This is a genomic window from Deltaproteobacteria bacterium (assembly GCA_016219225.1).
Taxonomy (GTDB): domain Bacteria; phylum Desulfobacterota; class RBG-13-43-22; order RBG-13-43-22; family RBG-13-43-22; genus RBG-13-43-22.
Window position 1 is genome coordinate 1 of record JACRBX010000193.1, and the last position, 18,101, is coordinate 18,101.

The following is an 18,101-nucleotide window of genomic DNA, read 5'->3' on the forward strand; positions in this document are numbered from 1 at the left end:
GGAATGACGGTCAAATCAAGGTTTGGTCTTCAAATGGAAAACATTAATTACTCGTTGTCGATACTGAAAACCCCCACTCCCGGAATTGTCGAACTCTGGGAGTCCCCCGGCAGAGCCGGGGGTTTACCTAAAAGCAATTATTATTACAAGTACTCTCTCAAAAGTTCATAGCAATTCATATTTATAATTCTTGGATTGTTACGCCGAGGGTCTTTATTTTTGAAATTTTGACTCAACATCATTCTTACGCTATCTATTTCTTTTTCTGTCATCCCAAAGGCGGTACCATATATTTCTTGGTCACCTGTCAGAAGTTCAGGTATACCTAAAATTTCTAAGTTCTCTTTGGCAAAGCCAAATCCAAGGAAGAATATTTTCTTTGTTTTCAAAATCTGATCTTTAGTTTTTGTGAGATCACTTTCAGTTCTGTCGTATATCACTTTGATATTTTCAAATATATTATTAAAATCAAAATTGTTTAGTTTTGCAGCGTAGTCTAAATAATGTGCTCCCTGCCATGGCAAATAAGCTAATTGACCATAAACATGCTGGATTGAAAAAGGAAATAATTCTCCATTTGGTGGTTGGGTGCGTGGGATTGAGGTAAAAGAATTGGTTATACTTTCATATAAAAAATGTTCTAATGAACGATCGTAATTGAATGTGATGAATGATATTTTGTTTTGGCTTATCAGTTTAAAATTATCTGGATTTGTAAGTGTTTCTGTCATCCTCTGATAAAGGTAAGTGTACCAATCTTGACTTTGGTCAACATCTTCTCGGAAAATACTATTCGTTTCGGCCTTCCAAATACTTAAAGCAATTGCTTTTCTTCCTATTTCTGAAAAATTATGGTTTCTTGATAGAAAAAGATCTATTGAGGGTGTACTCGATTTGAAAAATATATTTGCAAAATTTTCTGCATTTTGAATTACATCTTCACTAAAATAGTCTGGATCGGGAGAAGCTCTACGATTTAGTAGCACACTATAATCTTGGGAGAATTCTTTGCATATTTTACGGCGCAATTCTTTCCCTGTTGGATAACCATAAGGGAAGCTTGATCCTGCTCCTAAGATAAATAAAGTATCTTCTGTGATCATTGTATTTTTTTTCGATTTCTAACGCACGCTTTACCCGGAGATAGCTTTTCGGCTATCGGTGCAAGTGGTTGTTCAAGTAAGCCGCTGTGCAGCAGAACCCTTTCTTCGTAGTCCTTCCTAAAAAATCTCTCCAGAAGTCCATTCAATAAGACGCATATCTTTCTGTCAAGTATGATACTTCACCCCCCCTGCGTTCCTCCTGTTTATACAGGAAAACGACCTTTCAGGATCGTCTCTATCCTTAGTGGCTATGGCCTTCCCCTTCAGCCGAAATACCTCTCGTACTCGTCATGGCTGCCTACCCAAAACCATGTCACGGTGCTTCCATCAAGTACTCCCAGAACCCTGTAACCCAAGCCCACTCGAACCGCCCAAATATTCTCCGTATGATTAATACACTTGAAACGTAATGAAGGATGGAATGGGTCTTCAGCCCATAAGAGATATGCCTTTCTCACCCTATTTTTGATGCTTTGATCAAGCTTCTGGTAGCTATCCCAAAAGGATGGGAGGGTGGCGGAATTCATAGTTTCTCCATGTTCATAGGCGTAGCCTTGCCTTCGCCAATTTCTTTCCGAGCCTGCCGGGCGACGGCAACAAGTTTGTTTTGAGTCTTAGAAAAAGATTCATTCCACTTAGCTTCGTCCCGAATGTCCTCAATATAGTCTCTCATATGTTCGAGGACACGATCCTGCAGCGACTCTGGAAGGGTTTCAAGCATCTTTGTCATGGTAACACTTGCTGCTGATTCCATATATATATTCTCCTTTAGGATCGAGTTTTTACCCAAAAAAGCCGCTAACCATTCGGCCATAAGAATCCCCCGTAGGCGATTCTTTCCCATTATTCGGTCAGGACTTGATCCGGTAATTCGTCCGTGTCTCCATGGGTAATAGGGAAGTGCTCGGCCAGCAATCGGCCCACCCCCTCAATGGCCTGACACAAAGAGACCTCGCAGGCCCGGCCCTCCTTAATTCCCTGGGAGACCATCCCGGCAAATTGGTTCAAGGTCTCCTGATCCATCTTTTTATATATCCCCTTATCGGCCAGGACCCAGACCTTTCTTTCCAACAAAGAAAGAAAAAACAAAACCCCGGTATTATACCGGGTCCGATAAAGTCCTTTTTCATAAAAGGCCAGCAGGGCGCGGAGCCTGACCGTTTCTTCTTGCTTTTTGACGGACAGGAAGGCGGCCTTCAATTTAGGGACCCGGGCACAGAGCAGGCCAAAAGGGAAGAAAAAGAGGATGCTTAAGGAGATATAGACCCAGAGGGAGTCATGAAAGAACAAAACCGTAACGATCAGGGCTAAAAGACTCCCCAAAATCACGCCTCCCAACACCTCTGCTTCGTGATAATGGTTACTGCTGTCGACTACCATGACCGCAATCTCTCCATCGGTGCGGGATTCGATATCCTTGATAGTGGCCGTAATTTTTTTATTTTCTTCCTCGGTAAAAAATCGGTCGGCTTTCATGATATTTCCCTGAATCCATTTCTTAGTCAATCCTGTCAGGCAGGATGCCTGACCTATTTTATTAGGCTTAGACATTTGCAAGAGGCTAAATTATCTTCATTTTGCCTTTCATTCCCCAATCCAAAATCCGCAATCCAAAATCCAAAATCCAAAATCGAAATCACCAGTCCCCCGAGGCCCCGCCGCCGCCGAAGTCCCCGCCGCCGCCGAAATCACCACCACCTGAATCGCCGCCGCTCCATCCGCCCCCGCCGGATGAATAAAAACCGCCGCCCGGCCAAAACCCACCTCCCCTGTTACCTCCGGCAGAAAAGAGGGAAGGCAACAAAGCCCCTATCCCCGCTCCCACCAGAATCGATAGAATCAGGGCAACCAATCCCAGGGGAAAAAGGCCCAAGTGAAGCAGGGCCGGTAAACCCGCGGCGCCGGCAATGCCCCCCAAAATGCGGGAAAAACTGCTCACCAGGAGAAGGACAACAAAACCGGCGACAAGAAAAATCAGGAAGGAGTGGAATCCCCTTGTCTTTTTAACCGTCGGCCTTTGCTCGGCCTTAAATTCCCCTCTGGTGGCGTCGATCAAGGCCGAAACCCCGGCCATAACCCCGCCGTCAAAATCCCCTCTCTTAAATCTGGGGGTAATGACCAGGTCAATAATCCTTCCGGCCAATAAATCCGTCAATCGGCCTTCTAAGCCCCGCCCGACCTCGATCCGGATCTTTCTTTCCTTTTTGGCCACGACCACGATTATCCCATTGTCCTTATTTTTTTGCCCGATCTTCCAGGCCTCGGCCACCTGGATCCCAAACCTGCCGATAGTCTCTCCTTCCAACGAGGGGACGGTTAAAATGACCATCTGTGTGGAGTCGGTTTGTTCGAATGCTTTCAATTCCCCTTCAATGCGAGCCGCCGAGGCGGAAGAAATCATTCCGGCATAATCATTGACATAGCCCCGGAGCTTAGGGATTTCCAGGGCCTGGCTTATGCAAGGGAAAAAGAAAAGAACAAAAATCAGGGCAAGAATGGATTTTTTCATTCTTTAGACATTCTTTCTGAAAATGCATCTTTGATGAACTCGAAAAAAGTCCGCAAGCACCCTTCCCGTCATTCCCGTGAAGCTTGTCCTCGAATGTCTTAATCGGGGAACGGGAATCCAGTGTTTTTAACTGGTTAGACATGGCCTGGATTCCCGCCTGCGCGGGAATGACGACTTTTTACGAGACCATCATCTTTGGTTAAAATTTTACTTTAGGCGCCTTTTCGGCCCCGGCTTCGGCTTTAAAAGGTTCTTTCAGTTTTAGCCCTAACAAGAACTTATTGGTCAGGTTATTGGGAAAGACCCGTATGGAGCCGTTAAAGACCTCGACGGCTTTGTTATAACGAACCCGGGCCACATTGATGCGGTTTTCCGTGCCTTCGAGTTGGTGTTGCAGATCCTGAAAATTTTGGTTGGCTTTAAGATCAGGGTATCTCTCAACCACCACCATCAACCGGGAAAGGGCGCTGCTCATGGCCCCCTGGGCGGCCTGGAATTGGCTGAAGGCCTTGGGATCATCTAAAAGATTTTTATTCATTTGAATCGACCCGACTTTGGCCCTGGCCTCGGTGACCGCCGTCAGGGTATCCTTTTCGTGCTTGGCGTAGGCCTTGACCACCTCCACCAGGTTGGGAATTAAGTCATTTCTTCTTTGGTAGGCCGCCTCCACGTCTCCCCAGGCGGCCTTGACCGCTTCTTCATTGGTCTGAATAGTATTGTAACCACAGCCGGAAACCAAAAATAACGCAATAATACCCATCAAGACGAATTGTACCCTTTTAAACATTTTTTCCTCCTAAATGAGACTGGAATCCGGCTTCCACCGGAACACTTTAAAGGCCTTTCACAAGTGCCCTAATTAGTGCTCGTCCGGAAATGATATTTCCGGATGAGAGCTGTCAGCGATCAGCTTTTAGCCATCAGCAAAATCGTTTATTATTATATCATTTCCAACCGGGAAGACCAACAATTAAAAAGATGGGGGAAATTGGGAAAGGAATCGGGTTTTATTAAGACCAATTCAGGAGCGGTGTCAAAAATCTATTTCGTCCAGTTTGGGTTGGCCTCCTTCATATTTTTTTAACGCCTCTTCTTGTTTCTGCGATTGATCGAATAATATCAGGTATTCTTTTTCCATATCCGCAAACTTTTTTTCCATTTGCTCAATTTTATTTTTCATCTGTAAAATGATTTCTGTCTTTTCCTGAAGCGAATCTTGTAATTTTTTTATTTCTCCGTTATCACCCCCCTCAAACCCTTGATTCCAGGTTTCCTTCTCCGGCAGGAGGGGGGCCTGCGGTTCGGGATTCGAAACCTCGGTTCGGTTTAATTCCTGATCCCCTTGATGATCATGCTGCCAATTGAAATCTCTTATAATTTTTACTGATTTTAAATAGGAGGCCTTTAACTTTCTCCCTTTTAAAAAGAGAATTATAATTATTGCCAATTGGATCAGCAAAAATTCCAGAAGCAAAATAAAATAGAAGGGATCAAGACGGATCATTAGTATTTAAGGAACCTTCTTTCTCTTTTTTGCCGGCTTTTTTTCGATTCCATTTTAAAACCCCCCAAAAAATCAATCCGATTACTAAAAAACCCAAATGGATAAGTCCCAATTTCATGAAGGCCTTTGTCCAAATCTCATCCGCCCTGGTCGGAACGGTTGTTTTTACGGCCCGTGCGGTGGGGGTCGGGGGACTTTGAAGGGCCGGTCGGTTTAAAACTTTCACCTGTCGGACCTGTTCTCTTTTAAAGGTCTTTCCATCGGCCAGTATTTGAATGGTATAATCACCGGTCTGTTTAAAGGTGAAGGCGTTGGAATATCTTCCTTCCTTATCTCTGCTATCTCCGGTTTCCAGAGGAAACAAACTCAGTTTGAGATGATTTCCATCAGGTCCTTTTATGTCGGTCATAAAAAAGATGGATTCCAGGAATCGTTTTTCCGTAACGGTTCGATCCTCCCTTTCCAGCCAGGCCTCTATGTTAATTTTCTCGCCTTGAAAAATATGATTTTGCTTCAAAGAACTTTTCAAGGCCAGATCGGTAACGACGAATATTTTATTCCCTTCCTTGGTACTCAACTGCACTTTCCATCGGCCGGGGATGGGCTTTTTGATGGTGATCAAATCGAAAGCTTTGGTTTGATACCAGGCAATACCTTCAGACAATTTATCGTAAACGAGTCCTTTCCGGTTGGGATCGATAAGCTTGGTCAGGGTCCCTATTTGTTTCGTAATCAACAGGGTCGCTTCTTGAATCTCCTTGTCGATAAAGAAGGAATCCCCTTCCAAGGGCACGGTGTCGGGCATTTTGACTTGTTCAAATATGGAGGCAAAAATAACATGGATATCTTTATCGGCCTGGGCCAGATTGAAAAGACCTTTGGTTTCTTGCGCTAAATCGTTTAGAAGTTTCCGGTCCGAAAAATCAGAAAAAGCCACGGTATAGAGTTTAATATGATCTTTTACCAGTTCCGGTAGAAGTTTTCCTAAGGCTTTAAGGGCCGAGGCGTCTTTTTCTTTATCCCCCAGGTCCATTTGACCGTCGGAAAAAAGGATTAGAATTTTGTTCGAATTTTGAGAAGGTTTAATCTCTTCATACCCTTTTTTAATTGCGGCATATAGATCGGTGTTTAAATCCCGGGAAGTTATTTTTTGAACGGCCCTGGAAAATCCCTTCTGATTCTCGGGAAGATTTTGGGTAAGCGGGATCAAGGTCTGGGCCGAATCCCCAAAGCTGATCAGGCCAAGCCGGTCTTCAGGTCCGAACAGGGTAATCAATAATTCAGCGGCTGCTTTTCTGAAATCCTGGGGGTCGGTTTTTTTCATACTACCGGATTGATCCAGGATAAAAAAAATATCAAAGGCTGCTTTGGCTTTCGAGCCTTTTATAGGGGTATTGGAAGCAGGCCCTGAACTTTTTTCCGGGCCGCTTGTCTTTGGAGCAGCGATTTCCGCAGAAAAGGCGTTATACCCCTGGAAGGGCATCCACAGGCACAAGAAAACAAAAAGAAAAAAGAAAACCATTTTTCTTGCCATTTATTTAAAGAGGTTATTAAATCTATTTTCCCCTAATAATAGTCCTCTTCCTAATAATCGGCATATTTTTGAAAAATCTTTAGTAGGAAAATAACGTTCAAGGATCGGGGGTCAGGGATCGGCGGTCGGCGAAAGACATTTTCATTCTTCGTAGTGCCCGACCCGGGCATGAGCGCTTAGTAAGAAAGTAGGGCTCAGGGGCCGGGGGGCAGTTAAAGAATCATGTTGCAAGATGCAAGTTTCAAGTTGCAAGAGGAAAACCTTGAACCCTGAACCTTGCCTTTCGCCTATTGCCCATAGCCCATCGCCTCAAAACATTTTCATGCTTCGTGGTGCCCCACCCAACCCCTGTCCTCCCCCTCAAGGGGAAGGGTGAGGGAGGGGGCACCCCCGTCTGTTTCCATTAATGACAGACGAGGGCGCCAGCACTACATAATCCCGTTCATCCGGCTCGGAGTCCCTGCAACAGCCTGGTATTATTAACGGGATATCCTTTCTATGATTTCCCCATCCGGCCCTAACAATTCAATAACCATCGGCATGGCCCCGATAGCATGGGTGGAGCAGGAAAAACAGGGATCATAGGCCCGGATGGCCGCCTCGACCCGGTTTAACATGCCCTCGGTCAGTTTCTTTCCGTCGACGAAGGATTTGGCCACCATTTCCACCGATTTGTTGATGGCCCAATTGTTATGCCCGGTAGCGACAATCAGATTGACCTTGGTCAGCATCCCGTTTTGATCGGTTTTATAATGATGGAAAAGGGTCCCTCGAGGGGCCTCTAAACACCCCACTCCTTCGCCGGTCAAACCCTTGGAATCACCAACCAGATTGGTGGAGGTGACCTCGGGGTCCAGGAGGATTTCCTTGGCCCGCTCGATGGCATAAAGGTCTTCAATCAGGCGGGCGTAGTGATACCATAGCGTACCCTCCACCGGCTTGCCGTCGGATAGGGCCTTGAAATTGGCGAATTCCTCATTGGCCAATGGGGTATTGATCCTTTCGGCCACATTCAGGCGGGCCAAGGGTCCGACCCGATAGGTGCCGGCCGGATAGCCCAGCTTGCGATAATAGGGAAATTTCAGATAAGACCAATTTTCAACATGCTCGGCAATATGCTCCAGATAATTTTTGGGATCGAATTCCTCCAGGGTCTTCCCGTTTTTATCCATTAACCTGAGCCTGCCGTCGTACAACTGCAAACCACCCTGCTCGTCGACCAGGCCCAGATAGCCCGAGGGGAAAACCGCAAATTTATCCACCAGTTCGCGGTTGGCCTCGAACCAGCCCTTGGCTACGGTGATGGCCAGTTTGATGGTCTCCATCACCTCGTCGATCCGGCTCAAGAAATCGTCACAATCTTCGGCCGAAAGAGGCCCATTGACCCCGCCGGGGATGGAATGGATGGGGTGGACCCTTTTACCCCCCAGCTTGCGGATGATTTCCTGACCGAAGGCCCTGGACTGGACGGCCTTCAAAGCCAGCTCCGGATTGGCCTGGATGACCCCGACGACATTTCTTATAGCCGGGTCGGCATCGAACCCCAAAAGCATATCCGGTCCGGCCAATTCAAAGAAATGCATGGAGTGGGATTGAATAAACTGTCCCATATGCATCAGCTCTCGAAGAAGCCCGGCGGTTCGGGGAGGTGTCGCCCCGATCACCCGGTCACAGGCCTTGGCCGAGGCCAGATGATGGCTGACCGGACAAATGCCGCATATCCGGGGAGTGATTTGGAGCATCTCGAAAAAGGGCCGGCCTTCGGTGAACTTTTCAAACCCTCGAAATTCATTGACATGCATAAAGGCGTTTTCGACTTTCCCCTTGGCGCCCATATGGATGGTGACTTTGGCATGACCCTCTATCCGGGTTACCGGTTCTATGGTAATTTTTTGCATTTTATCTTCTCCTCTAATCATACTTCAAGGTCTGATCCTTCAAGACCGGGATTCGGCCTTCCAGCAGTTCACTGAGCACAATATGGATGGTCTCGGCCGAAGGAGGACAGCCGGGCAAATAAACATCGACTTTGACCACCTGATCCAAGGGGCGGGCAAAAATCGGTTTGGCCAATTCCTCCGATTGGGGTATTAAACCGTCTACGGTGCTTTCCGTCTCCACATAGGCCCGCTGCAGGGCATCCTCTATTGTAACCTGGTTCCGCATTAAAGGGATGCCCCCGAGAACCGAGCAATCCCCCAACGACACCAGAATCTGACAGCGCTCCCGCATTTCCCGGGCGACTTCCAGATGGGCGGTGTTGTTGACCGTGCCGGTTAGAATCCCGACGGTGACGCCGTCTCTCGGCGGATGTTTTAAGTCGGTTATCGGGCATGATGTTATCTCTATCTTATCCAGTAATTGGACCAGCCTCTCGTCCATATCCAATAGGGACATATGGCATCCGGCACAAGCCGCCAGCCAATCGGTTGCAATCTTTATCTTCGCCATAAGTCTTTCTCCCCCCCTTCTACATTCGGGCGGCCAATTGGGTTAATACTTCATTTTCCGGAATCAAGCCCTCGGGCAAGGGTACGGCCTTCCGGACCGCCACCTTTTTACCTTCCAGGTTATAGAGCGACCCTTCGTGCTCATACCAGAGCAGGGCCGGTAAAACGACGTCGGCCACCTCGGTAATCGGACCGTGAAAGCTGGCCTGGACGGTCAAAAACCTGGCTTCCCGGGCCTGTTTGACCTTCTCTTCTGAAAGGGTGGTCTCTTCCAGGAGAAGATAGACCGCCTCCATTTGAGCTGGAGCAAAAGTCGCTCGAAGCCCCAAGGCCTTGGCATGGAAGCCATTGCTTTCCGGGAACAAGGGGATAAAATGGGCCTTCTTTTGCAATGTGGCCAGCCTTTCCGCCTGCTGGGGAGGGGTTTCCTCACCATAAAGCACAACCGGCGCGGCACTGTCCTGACAAAATTTAATGGCGCGGCCCATTTCATTCAGGGGAAAGGTTTTATGGGCAAACCGCCTCATCGCATGGTTGTTGTCGGAAACAATGACCAATCGGGCCCCTTTCATGCAGGCCCGCTTAATGTGATAGCCGATGACCGGATGATCGGACAGGGGATCGGCACCCGTGACCAGGATCGTATCCGCAGAAAGCAAATCATTGAGGGACCCCCCCAATGGCAGATTAAACCTGGCCAGGGTCGGCTCCAAAACACCCACGTTGGCCCGGATCTTCCCCAGGAATACGGCCACAAATTCACTCAAGGTCAGGTTAAGGGTCCGGCAGGTGGTCCAGGCCCCGACCTTGTTATGCGGACTGGCCTTGATCGCCCTGGCAACAGTATCCAGGGCCTCCCCCCAGGTGGCCGGCTCCATCCGGCCATCTTTACGGATTAAGGGGGTTTCAATGCGCCGGCGCTTTTCCTTGAAGGGCTGAAAGCGGCCCTTGACGCAGAGCACGCCGTTATTGTGTTCCTCCCATTCCCCTTCGACCCTTAAGACCCGTCCGGCCCTGGTAATGATCTCCGTACCACAACCCACGCTACAGAACAGACAAACGCTTTTGGTCCTCTCCACCTGGGATTCCCGTCCGGCCTAGGCGCTCTGACGGTCGATCAAGGCCCCGGTGGGACAGATCTGCAGGCAAGTGCCGCAGGTAACACAGGAGGATTCTCCAAAGGGAACGTCGCCGTCGGCGCAAATCCGGGTCTTGGCCCCGCGGTAGATGACCCCCAGGGTATTGTTGGCCGCCAGTTCGTTGCAGGCCCGGATGCAGCGCCGACAGAGGATACAACGGTTATGATCCATGATGAAATGTTCCCGTGTGCCGTCAACCGGCTTGGCCTCACCGGGATTCGGATAAATCCAGTGATCCAGTCCGTAGCGGTAGGCCAGGGCCTGTAATTCGCAATCTCCGCTGGATTCGCAAAATGGGCAGTAGTGGTTTCCTTCGGAGAAAAGCATTCCCAGAAGGAACTTTCTCTCTTCAACGACCTTGGGTGATTCGGTCTCCACCCGCATGCCTTCGGATACGGGAAAGGTGCAGGCCGGTTGAAGACCCCGTTGTCTCTCGATTTCAACCAGACAGATCCGGCAGGCCCCCAGGGGGGTAACCGAAGGATGATGGCACAGACTGGGGATATCGATACCGGCCCCCTTGGCCGCCTCCATAACGGTCTGTCCGGCCCGGGCCCGGATGTGACGTCCATTGATTTTTATATTCACAACCTTATCCATTAGAAAAACCTCCTTTATAGCGATCCGGAAATCGGAGAGTCCCTTTTACTCAGGCCGAGGCCACGGCCCTTTGCTGAATCGGGGTCAAAAGTCCCATCGATTTTAACCATTCCAGATCGCATCGCAGACAGCGTTTACACTCTTCTCGAGCGATTTGTTCATCGAAACCGGCTTCCACCTCTTCAAAGCATTGAACGCTTTTCTCCTCGGACAGACGCCTGACCACCGGGCGATTGGCCTCGGCATAATCCTCCGGTGAATAAAGTTGCGGGATTTCCCGGCAGAGGGAGGCGAACTTGATCCGCTCCACCGGTTGTCCTTTCAGATAGGCATCCACGGTTACGGCCACCTTATTCCCCTGATCAACGGCCTCGATAACCGTGGCCGGTCCCAGAGTGACATCGCCGGCGGCAAATACCCCCGGGCGGGTGGTCATCAGATTCGCCCCCACCTGGATGGTGCTGTCGGCTTTCACCTCAATCTTTCCCTCTCCCCCGAGGCCTCCCAAATCCGAGGCCTGCCCGATGGCGGCGATAAAGATATCGGCATCCAGGATGAATTCGGGTACCTCAAACTCGGTGGCCTCGATCGGTATGGGGCGCCGGCGGCCGCCGGCATCAAACTCGCCGAGTCGCTGTAAATGGCATTCCACGCCGGTCACCTGTTCGGGACCGAGGATACCCACCGGGTTGGTCAGGAAATGAAATTGAATCCCTTCCCGGAAGGCCTCCACGATCTCCTCTTTCCAGGCCGGCATGTCTTGACGGGTGCGGCGATAGAGGATATGCACCCTTTTGGCCCCCAGGCGCAGAGCGGTCCGGGCAGCGTCAATGGCCACGGCCCCCCCCCCGACCACGGCCACTCTCTTTCCCTTGATCTCCGGCGGTTTTCCCAGGGCCACGTTTTTCAGGAATTCGATCCCCTGATAGACCCCGGGCAGGTCTTCCCCGGGTATGCCCAGACGCCGGCCCTTATGGGCCCCAAGGGCCAGGACCACGGCACTATAGCCGCTTTGGTCCAGCAGGCCGTCAACCGTGAAATCCTTCCCCATCTCCTGGCCCAGTCTGATTTCCACTCCGGCCCGTTTAATGGCCTCGATTTCCATATTTAAGATGTTTCGCGGCAAACGGTATTCCGGAATACCCACGGCCATCATGCCCCCGGCCACCGGCAGTTTATCAAAAACCGTCACCGGATAGCCCCGTTGGGCCAGCCGCAGGGCCGCGGTCAAACCGGCCGGGCCGGTCCCGATGATCGCCACCTTTTCCTTTTTGGGACCTTCCAGCTTCGGGGGGGTCCAGGGTTTTTCCATTTCATGATCGGCCATGAGCCGTTTGGCCAAACGGATGGCAACCGGATCATCAATATCGCCGCGCCGGCATTTTTGCTCGCAAAAGGCCGGACAAACCCGGCCGCAGATCAGGGCAAAGGGGTTTCTTTCCCGATGGATCTCCAGGCCCTCAGCATAATTACCCTGGGCGATCAGGGCGATAAACGAAGGGACGTCAACCTGGGCCGGACAGGCATTGGTACAACGGGCTCGGACCAGAGTCTTGCAGGAGCCGGCCGGACACTCGCCGTCGAGGATATGGGTCAAAAATTCCTCTTCAAAATATTTCAAGGCCGACATGACCGGCCCGGGAGTCAATTGCCCTAAGGCGCACAGGGAGCCGGTTTCCATACCCTTGGCGATCTGCTTTATGGTTTCGATATCTTCCAGTCTGCCCTGGCCTTCGGTAATCCGGGTCAGTATTTCCAACATCCGCTTTCCACCCACCCGGCAGGGGATACATTTCCCGCAGGATTCGGCCTGAGCGAACTTCAGAAAAAATTTGGAAAACTCCACCATGCAGGTATCTTCGTCCACCACGATCATACCGCCCGAGCCCATGACCGCACCCACTTCCTGGAGGGAATCAAAATCCACTTCCACATTGAGGTGCTGCGGCGGGATGCACCCCCCCAGGGGGCCTCCGGTCTGAACGGCCTTAAATCGCTTGTCTTTGAGAATCCCTCCGCCGATATCGAAAATAATTTCTCCCAGCGTAATTCCCATAGGCACTTCAACCAGACCGGTATTATTAACCTTTCCGGTCAAGGCAAAAATGGCTGTTCCCGGGCTTCGTTTAGTGCCGATATTATTAAACCAATTCGATCCGTTGACCATAATTTGGGGGACATTGGCATAACTTTTGACATTGTTCAAGTTGGTCGGCTTCCCCCAGAGACCGGAAGCGGCCGGAAAAGGGGGACGGGGGCGGGGTTCGCCGCGCCGGCCTTCGATAGAGGCCAATAGGGCGGTTTCTTCCCCACAGACAAAGGCCCCGGCCCCTTCCTTAATATGCAGTTGGAAAGAAAAGTCGGTGTTAAGGATATTATCGCCCAGCAGACCGTACTCCTCAGCCTGGGCGATGGCCACGTTGAGACGCTTAATGGCCAAGGGGTATTCGGCCCGGCAATAGATGGTCCCTTCCCTGGCCCCCACCGCATAGGCGCAAATGGTCATGCCTTCGATCAGACTATGGGGATCGCCTTCCAAAAGAGAGCGGTCCATAAAGGCCCCGGGGTCCCCTTCATCGGCATTGCAAACCACATATTTGACATCCCCCGGGGCCTTAAAGGTAAACTCCCATTTGGTACCGGTGGAAAACCCGGCCCCTCCACGTCCCCTTAAGCCGGAGCGTTTGACCTCCTGGATGACTTCCTCCCGGGTCATATCGAATAAGGCCTTTGACAGCCCTTCATACCCGCCCCGGACAATATATTCCTCAATCTTTTCGGGGTCGATCATCCCGCAGTTGCGCAGGGTGATTCGAACCTGTTTGCTGTAAAAAGGTATATCCTGATACCGGGGAAGTTCCTTATAGGTCTCGGGGGCCTTATAGGTTAAACGACCGACCACCCGGCCTTTGACCAGGGTCTCCTCGACAATGGTCTGAACATCCCTGGGCTGCACCTGACAATAAAAAATCCCTTCAGGGTAGATGACCATGATCGGTCCCATGGCACAAAAGCCGCGGCACCCGGTTGGTACGACCCGGACCTCCTTATCCAAACCCCGGCGGGAAATCTCCTTGTTTAATCCGGTAATGACCTCCGGGGACTCCGAGGCCGTGCACCCCGTTCCGCCACAGACCAGAACATTGGCCCGATAAAAAGGCTCAGCCATATCTGCCTCCTGCTTCCTAATTTAATGTTTTTATATTCTTAAATTGATTGATCTTAAACGTTACGGCTTACTGGGTCTGGTTCTATAGCTCCCGGTTAAACGAGTACCCAGCAACCAGTAACCAGTAACGAGCAACCAGCAACGAGCAACGAGTAACGAGTAACGAGTAACGAATCTTCTCAGGTTTTTTGCGCTTCCATGCGACTGACGGCCCATTCCTGAATCACCTGACCTCGGATCAGATGCTCCTCGATTAAGCGCGGCACCTTTTCCTGGGTGATATTACCGTAACGAACCCTGGATTTGCCCGCCTGTTCCACATCGACCAGGGGTTCTTTGGCGCACATCCCGACACATCCGACCGTTTCCACATGGGCCTCGATCTTTCGGTTGTCCAATTCCTTTAATACGGCTTGCATAACCTCCCTGGCCCCGGCGGCGATGCCGCAGGTCCCCATACCGATAATGATCCGGGTCCCGGTCTGAACCCTGGACATCAAATCTTTCCGGGCCTCATCACGGATCTTTTTCAGCTCTTCAACACTCTTGAGTTTTGTCATCTATTTTCCTCCTGGTTCATCCGCCGAATGCTTTTTTCCCCTTTAAGCCCCAACCCTGGCCGGCAAGGCCCTTATGGAAAGGCCGTTTTCCGCCTCGGCCCAAAAACCCATCAGCCATTTCCGGACCTTGGGGTGGGTCAAGGGTATCTCCATCAGTTCCTTTTGAATTTCAGAGGAGTCCAGCCGGAATTCCTCTTCATCGACCCGGTGGATATACAGCCAATCCAGCGGGGGTTCGGACAAAAGCAGGGCCAGCAGGACCGAAGTCATATCCCCTAAAGGGGCCCGGTCGACATGGCTGTGACGAAAGGTGCCCCTGATCGTCGTTCCGGCTCCCGGTAGGGAGCGGATTTCCAAAGCCCCCTCGCACCTGCGGCAGGCCTCGGACAATAAGGGAAGCCCCAGGCCTACGTGGCGCGTTTTCCTGGTGGTATAAAAAGGATCCAGGACCCTGGCCGTCTGTTCTTCGGAAAGCCCTCGCCCATTATCCTTGATTTCAATCCGCAAAAGGTCGGCCTGCAAATCCTCATCGATTCTTATCTCAATTTTAGAGGCACTGGCCTCAATCGAGTTTTGGATCATGTCCAATAGATGGAGAGATAATTCGATCAAGGTCCTTAAGTCTCCTTTAAAATCTGGGCCATTTTTTCAGGGACCAAACGGCCTACGACCTTGTTGTCGACTACGGCCACCGGGGCCAGCCCGCAGGCCCCCAGGCAGTAAACGACCTCAAAGGTATATTGATAATCCGGGGTGGTTTCCCCGGCCTGAATACCCAATTCATTCTGAATCGTATCCACAATCCTCCCGGCCCCCCGGACGTGGCAGGCCGTTCCGTCACATTGCCGAATAATCGTTTTTCCCCGGCGGGTCAGATAAAATTGAGAATAAAAGGTGGCTACTCCGTAAATCTGACTCAAAGGGGTGCCCGTCTTTTCCGCTATCCGGCCCAGGGCTTCAGACGGAAGATAACCATAAAGATCCTGGGTTTTCTGTAAAATCGGGATCAAGGTCCCCTGCCTCCCATTGAATTCGTCGATGATTTTATCGAGAGGTTCTAATTCGATAGTCTCCGAATGGGTCATTTTTCCCTCCTGTTCTGATAATCCCTATTAATTCTTAGACCACTCCACCATGACCTGCCGGCCCTGCTGCCCTTGAAAAGCCATAACCATCTCACGGATTAAGGGATGGGTCATCTTAAAGGTTGTCCGATTTTGGATCTCTTGAAGCCGATGGGCATCCCCATTGACGATAAGACACCGATTGCGCAATTGAGGCCATTGTTGACAGCCCGTTTGCGGGTTAAAAAAAGAAGTGACTTCCAATGGGCCATGAGAAAAGACCTCGGGGACCAGGCCAAGATTGGACAACAAGCTGAAGGAAGGACGGTCCACATGGGCCGGGATGGTGACTCCCCCCAGCGAGGCCACCTGGTCCACGATCTCTTCCAAGGTCATATCCGCCGAGGTGGCCAGAAGACGTTCTTCGGTCCAAAGCCATTCCCCGGCGGCGTTGACCACATACTGGGGACCGAATAATTTCTCTCTATTGACCATGGGGGGAAGTTTTTGAAAAACCTTTTCTTGCCATTCCTTACAGGTTTCAACCGCATCAAACAGGCAAAGAAGGTGGACCTCTTCCCTGGATTGGAGTTCCATTCCCGGTAAAACATGGATATTGGTTCCCATTGCCGCCTCCATGACCGCTTCCGCATTGTGACAGGCGTTATGATCGGTAACTGCAATAAGATTCAAACCCTTCTTTTCGGCCTGCCACAAAATCAAGGAAGGTATCATTTCTATTTCCGCACACCCGGACAACACGGTATGAATATGCAAGTCAGCTTTAAAAAGTCTTAACCGGTCGTGATCAAAAGGGTTGTCCTCATTCACCGGGAATCCCCAGAGCAGTCAGTTGCCCCACAATGGAAAAGGTATTCGCGGGAGAAAGGAGTAAAATGACTTTCTCTTTTTCCGCCTGGGTGACGACTTCCGGAGCCGGCCGGTTCCCTTCAGTGATAATGACTCCTGCCAAATTTAACAGACTCGCGATAGCGACTACATTGATGTGCGACTGAAGGGTAACCCAAAGGAAATCCTTTTTGGCCCCCCGCATGGCACAACTGAGAAGGTCCGAGGCATAGCCGCCCAACACCGGTCGTCTCACCTCCGCGATCGCCGAAATCGGCTCCAAATTTATTTTTTCGAAGACGGTTTTTACGCTGATTACAGCCATGTCGAAGAAAATCCTCTTTTTTTCTCTTTTCTAAGGCTTAAATAAGCAAGGTCTATGCCAGGGGAAAAGGATCGTTCTCCAAACAGTTCCGGGCTAAGATTTCCGGATACAACCTTCAGCGTTCAGCGAATAGCCTTTAGCCAAATCGGTATTTTACATCGGTTTTGCTGAAAACAAAAAGCTGGTGGCTGATGGCTGATGGCTCCATCCGGAAAGTTGCCGTTTCCAAATGGGCACTATTCAGGAAATTTAAAGTCGATAATTATTTACAGAGTGTAAAAAAAACTGGCAGGTCTTTTTGAAAGGGGAAAGACGGAACCTCCGCGTTAGGGGCTTTTAGGGCCTGCCTAACGGTCCTCCAAGCGTTACATTTTTTGATTAAAATGAATTCTGATATCCAATTTGGTTCCCTGGTCCGGAGTGGATTCAATACTAAAGGAATCGGCGCACTTTTTTATATTTGCCAGACCCATTCCGGCTCCGAAACCCAATTCCTGAATCCAGATCGGGGCGGTTGAAAATCCCGGGCGTAAAGCCTGTTCAACATCTGGAATTCCAGGCCCTTGATCTACGGCAGTCATATGAATTATTTCGGGCAGGATTTCGGCCATCAATTCGCCACCGGCATCGGTATGAATGATGAGGTTCATCTCGGCCTCATAGGCGCAAATAGCCACCCTTCGCACTACCGGGGGGGAGATCCCCAATTGCTCCAGGGCGTGTTTAATCTTGCTGGAGGCCATTCCGCCGCTTTTAAAATCTTTCTCTTTGATACGATATCTCAGAATCAGACTGGTTTGATCGGAGACAAAATCTTCTCTAAAAATAATGCGGGGGTTACCTTTGACCTCGTTACGGTGATAATGAAGGCTGATCTCTTTGAGTAACCCCCGGGTGATATTACTCCCGGTCAAAATTCCGGTCAATTCTCCTTGCTCATTAACCACCAGAAGCCGACCGACATCACATTCAGAAAATTTTTTTACCGCCTCGGCCAAAGGGGCATTTTCCAAAACCGTAATCAACCGGGTGGTCATTCTCTGACTGACCGGACTGTTTAGTTCACCGGCTTCTACAGCTTGAAGCAGATCCGCGATAGAAATGACTCCAACCAAATGACCCTGGTCCATGACCGGCACACCGGATATCCGATTAAATCTTAAAATGCCCTTTAAATCTTTGAAGGTCGTCTCCGGTTTAACGGTGATGACCCTCCTCTTCATGACCTGTTTGATGGGCAGATTATAAATGAGTTCCTGTAGTTTGGTAAATTCCACCGGGAAGGCACTCCGTTT

General features: G+C 50.2%; 19 protein-coding genes. 1 reads left to right on the forward strand and 18 read right to left on the reverse strand.

The window, feature by feature from the left end; translation table 11 throughout:
* Positions 1 to 143 precede the first annotated feature (143 nt).
* The 7 genes from HY879_16450 to HY879_16480 all read right to left on the reverse strand — a co-directional run bounded on the left by HY879_16450 (position 144) and on the right by HY879_16480 (position 6,440).
* Complete coding sequence (locus HY879_16450) at positions 144 to 1,103, reverse strand: hypothetical protein (GenBank protein MBI5604931.1); 960 nt, start codon at positions 1,101 to 1,103, stop codon at positions 144 to 146.
* A gap of 523 nt (positions 1,104 to 1,626) precedes the next feature.
* Entirely contained in the window at positions 1,627 to 1,857 is a 231-nt protein-coding gene (locus HY879_16455; protein ID MBI5604932.1) for a hypothetical protein, read from the reverse strand.
* Between the two features lie 89 nt (positions 1,858 to 1,946).
* Positions 1,947 to 2,579, reverse strand: a complete 633-nt coding sequence (locus HY879_16460; GenBank protein MBI5604933.1) for a hypothetical protein — start codon at positions 2,577 to 2,579, stop codon at positions 1,947 to 1,949.
* A 160-nt stretch (positions 2,580 to 2,739) separates the two neighbouring features.
* Positions 2,740 to 3,612, reverse strand: a complete 873-nt coding sequence (locus tag HY879_16465; protein MBI5604934.1) for a TPM domain-containing protein — start codon at positions 3,610 to 3,612, stop codon at positions 2,740 to 2,742.
* A 199-nt stretch (positions 3,613 to 3,811) separates the two neighbouring features.
* Positions 3,812 to 4,399 carry a LemA family protein gene (locus tag HY879_16470; GenBank protein ID MBI5604935.1) on the reverse strand — a complete coding sequence of 196 codons (588 nt, stop codon included), beginning with the start codon at positions 4,397 to 4,399 and terminating at the stop codon, positions 3,812 to 3,814.
* 246 nt (positions 4,400 to 4,645) lie between these two features.
* The gene (locus tag HY879_16475) at positions 4,646 to 4,792 is read right to left on the reverse strand and encodes a hypothetical protein (GenBank protein ID MBI5604936.1); all 147 of its coding nucleotides are present in this window, start codon (positions 4,790 to 4,792) and stop codon (positions 4,646 to 4,648) included.
* 310 nt (positions 4,793 to 5,102) lie between these two features.
* Entirely contained in the window at positions 5,103 to 6,440 is a 1,338-nt protein-coding gene (locus tag HY879_16480) for a VWA domain-containing protein (GenBank protein ID MBI5604937.1), read from the reverse strand.
* Positions 6,441 to 6,483: 43 nt separating this feature from the next.
* Here HY879_16480 and HY879_16485 point away from each other — a divergent pair, with 43 nt between their 5' ends.
* Positions 6,484 to 6,744, forward strand: coding sequence for a hypothetical protein (locus tag HY879_16485; GenBank protein ID MBI5604938.1), 261 nt, complete (start codon positions 6,484 to 6,486; stop codon positions 6,742 to 6,744).
* Between the two features lie 385 nt (positions 6,745 to 7,129).
* Here the strand turns inward: HY879_16485 and HY879_16490 are convergent, their stop codons facing one another.
* The 11 genes from HY879_16490 to HY879_16540 all read right to left on the reverse strand — a co-directional run bounded on the left by HY879_16490 (position 7,130) and on the right by HY879_16540 (position 18,083).
* On the reverse strand, positions 7,130 to 8,569 hold the full coding sequence (locus tag HY879_16490; GenBank protein ID MBI5604939.1) for a Ni/Fe hydrogenase subunit alpha: 1,440 nt from the start codon (positions 8,567 to 8,569) through the stop codon (positions 7,130 to 7,132).
* Entirely contained in the window at positions 8,562 to 9,101 is a 540-nt protein-coding gene (locus tag HY879_16495; GenBank protein MBI5604940.1) for an NADP oxidoreductase, read from the reverse strand. Before HY879_16495 ends, HY879_16490 begins: the two co-directional genes overlap by 8 nt.
* A gap of 19 nt (positions 9,102 to 9,120) precedes the next feature.
* Entirely contained in the window at positions 9,121 to 10,179 is a 1,059-nt protein-coding gene (locus HY879_16500; protein MBI5604941.1) for a molybdopterin-dependent oxidoreductase, read from the reverse strand.
* Positions 10,180 to 10,197: 18 nt separating this feature from the next.
* A complete protein-coding gene (locus tag HY879_16505) occupies positions 10,198 to 10,839 on the reverse strand; it encodes a (2Fe-2S)-binding protein (GenBank protein MBI5604942.1) in 642 nt (213 codons plus the stop codon).
* 49 nt (positions 10,840 to 10,888) lie between these two features.
* Positions 10,889 to 14,008 carry an FAD-dependent oxidoreductase gene (locus HY879_16510; GenBank protein MBI5604943.1) on the reverse strand — a complete coding sequence of 1,040 codons (3,120 nt, stop codon included), beginning with the start codon at positions 14,006 to 14,008 and terminating at the stop codon, positions 10,889 to 10,891.
* Between the two features lie 179 nt (positions 14,009 to 14,187).
* A complete protein-coding gene (locus HY879_16515; protein MBI5604944.1) occupies positions 14,188 to 14,568 on the reverse strand; it encodes a (2Fe-2S) ferredoxin domain-containing protein in 381 nt (126 codons plus the stop codon).
* Between the two features lie 42 nt (positions 14,569 to 14,610).
* Positions 14,611 to 15,180 (reverse strand): ATP-binding protein, encoded by a 570-nt coding sequence (locus HY879_16520; protein MBI5604945.1) that lies wholly within the window; start codon positions 15,178 to 15,180, stop codon positions 14,611 to 14,613.
* Between the two features lie 5 nt (positions 15,181 to 15,185).
* Complete coding sequence (nuoE, locus tag HY879_16525; GenBank protein MBI5604946.1) at positions 15,186 to 15,653, reverse strand: NADH-quinone oxidoreductase subunit NuoE; 468 nt, start codon at positions 15,651 to 15,653, stop codon at positions 15,186 to 15,188.
* 27 nt (positions 15,654 to 15,680) lie between these two features.
* A complete protein-coding gene (locus tag HY879_16530) occupies positions 15,681 to 16,463 on the reverse strand; it encodes a PHP domain-containing protein (protein ID MBI5604947.1) in 783 nt (260 codons plus the stop codon).
* Positions 16,456 to 16,806 (reverse strand): serine kinase, encoded by a 351-nt coding sequence (locus HY879_16535; GenBank protein ID MBI5604948.1) that lies wholly within the window; start codon positions 16,804 to 16,806, stop codon positions 16,456 to 16,458. The genes HY879_16530 and HY879_16535 overlap by 8 nt, the downstream gene beginning before the upstream one ends.
* A 365-nt stretch (positions 16,807 to 17,171) precedes the next feature.
* Positions 17,172 to 18,083, reverse strand: coding sequence for a CBS domain-containing protein (locus HY879_16540; GenBank protein MBI5604949.1), 912 nt, complete (start codon positions 18,081 to 18,083; stop codon positions 17,172 to 17,174).
* Positions 18,084 to 18,101: the final 18 nt, after the last annotated feature.

What these genes read in the sequence shown, in the direction of transcription:
- HY879_16455 (MBI5604932.1), bottom strand. Translation starts at nt 1,857, where the DNA reads ATGGAATCAGCAGCAAGTGTTACCATGACAAAGATGCTTGAAACCCTT.
- nuoE (MBI5604946.1), bottom strand. Translation starts at nt 15,653, where the DNA reads ATGACCCATTCGGAGACTATCGAATTAGAACCTCTCGATAAAATCATC.
- HY879_16475 (MBI5604936.1), bottom strand. Translation starts at nt 4,792, where the DNA reads ATGAAAAATAAAATTGAGCAAATGGAAAAAAAGTTTGCGGATATGGAA.
- HY879_16495 (MBI5604940.1), bottom strand. Translation starts at nt 9,101, where the DNA reads ATGGCGAAGATAAAGATTGCAACCGATTGGCTGGCGGCTTGTGCCGGA.
- HY879_16460 (MBI5604933.1), bottom strand. Translation starts at nt 2,579, where the DNA reads ATGAAAGCCGACCGATTTTTTACCGAGGAAGAAAATAAAAAAATTACG.
- HY879_16510 (MBI5604943.1), bottom strand. Translation starts at nt 14,008, where the DNA reads ATGGCTGAGCCTTTTTATCGGGCCAATGTTCTGGTCTGTGGCGGAACG.
- HY879_16450 (MBI5604931.1), bottom strand. Translation starts at nt 1,103, where the DNA reads ATGATCACAGAAGATACTTTATTTATCTTAGGAGCAGGATCAAGCTTC.
- HY879_16490 (MBI5604939.1), bottom strand. Translation starts at nt 8,569, where the DNA reads ATGATTAGAGGAGAAGATAAAATGCAAAAAATTACCATAGAACCGGTA.
- HY879_16465 (MBI5604934.1), bottom strand. Translation starts at nt 3,612, where the DNA reads ATGAAAAAATCCATTCTTGCCCTGATTTTTGTTCTTTTCTTTTTCCCT.
- HY879_16505 (MBI5604942.1), bottom strand. Translation starts at nt 10,839, where the DNA reads ATGGATAAGGTTGTGAATATAAAAATCAATGGACGTCACATCCGGGCC.
- HY879_16480 (MBI5604937.1), bottom strand. Translation starts at nt 6,440, where the DNA reads ATGAAAAAAACCGACCCCCAGGATTTCAGAAAAGCAGCCGCTGAATTA.
- HY879_16470 (MBI5604935.1), bottom strand. Translation starts at nt 4,399, where the DNA reads ATGTTTAAAAGGGTACAATTCGTCTTGATGGGTATTATTGCGTTATTT.
- HY879_16515 (MBI5604944.1), bottom strand. Translation starts at nt 14,568, where the DNA reads ATGACAAAACTCAAGAGTGTTGAAGAGCTGAAAAAGATCCGTGATGAG.
- HY879_16535 (MBI5604948.1), bottom strand. Translation starts at nt 16,806, where the DNA reads ATGGCTGTAATCAGCGTAAAAACCGTCTTCGAAAAAATAAATTTGGAG.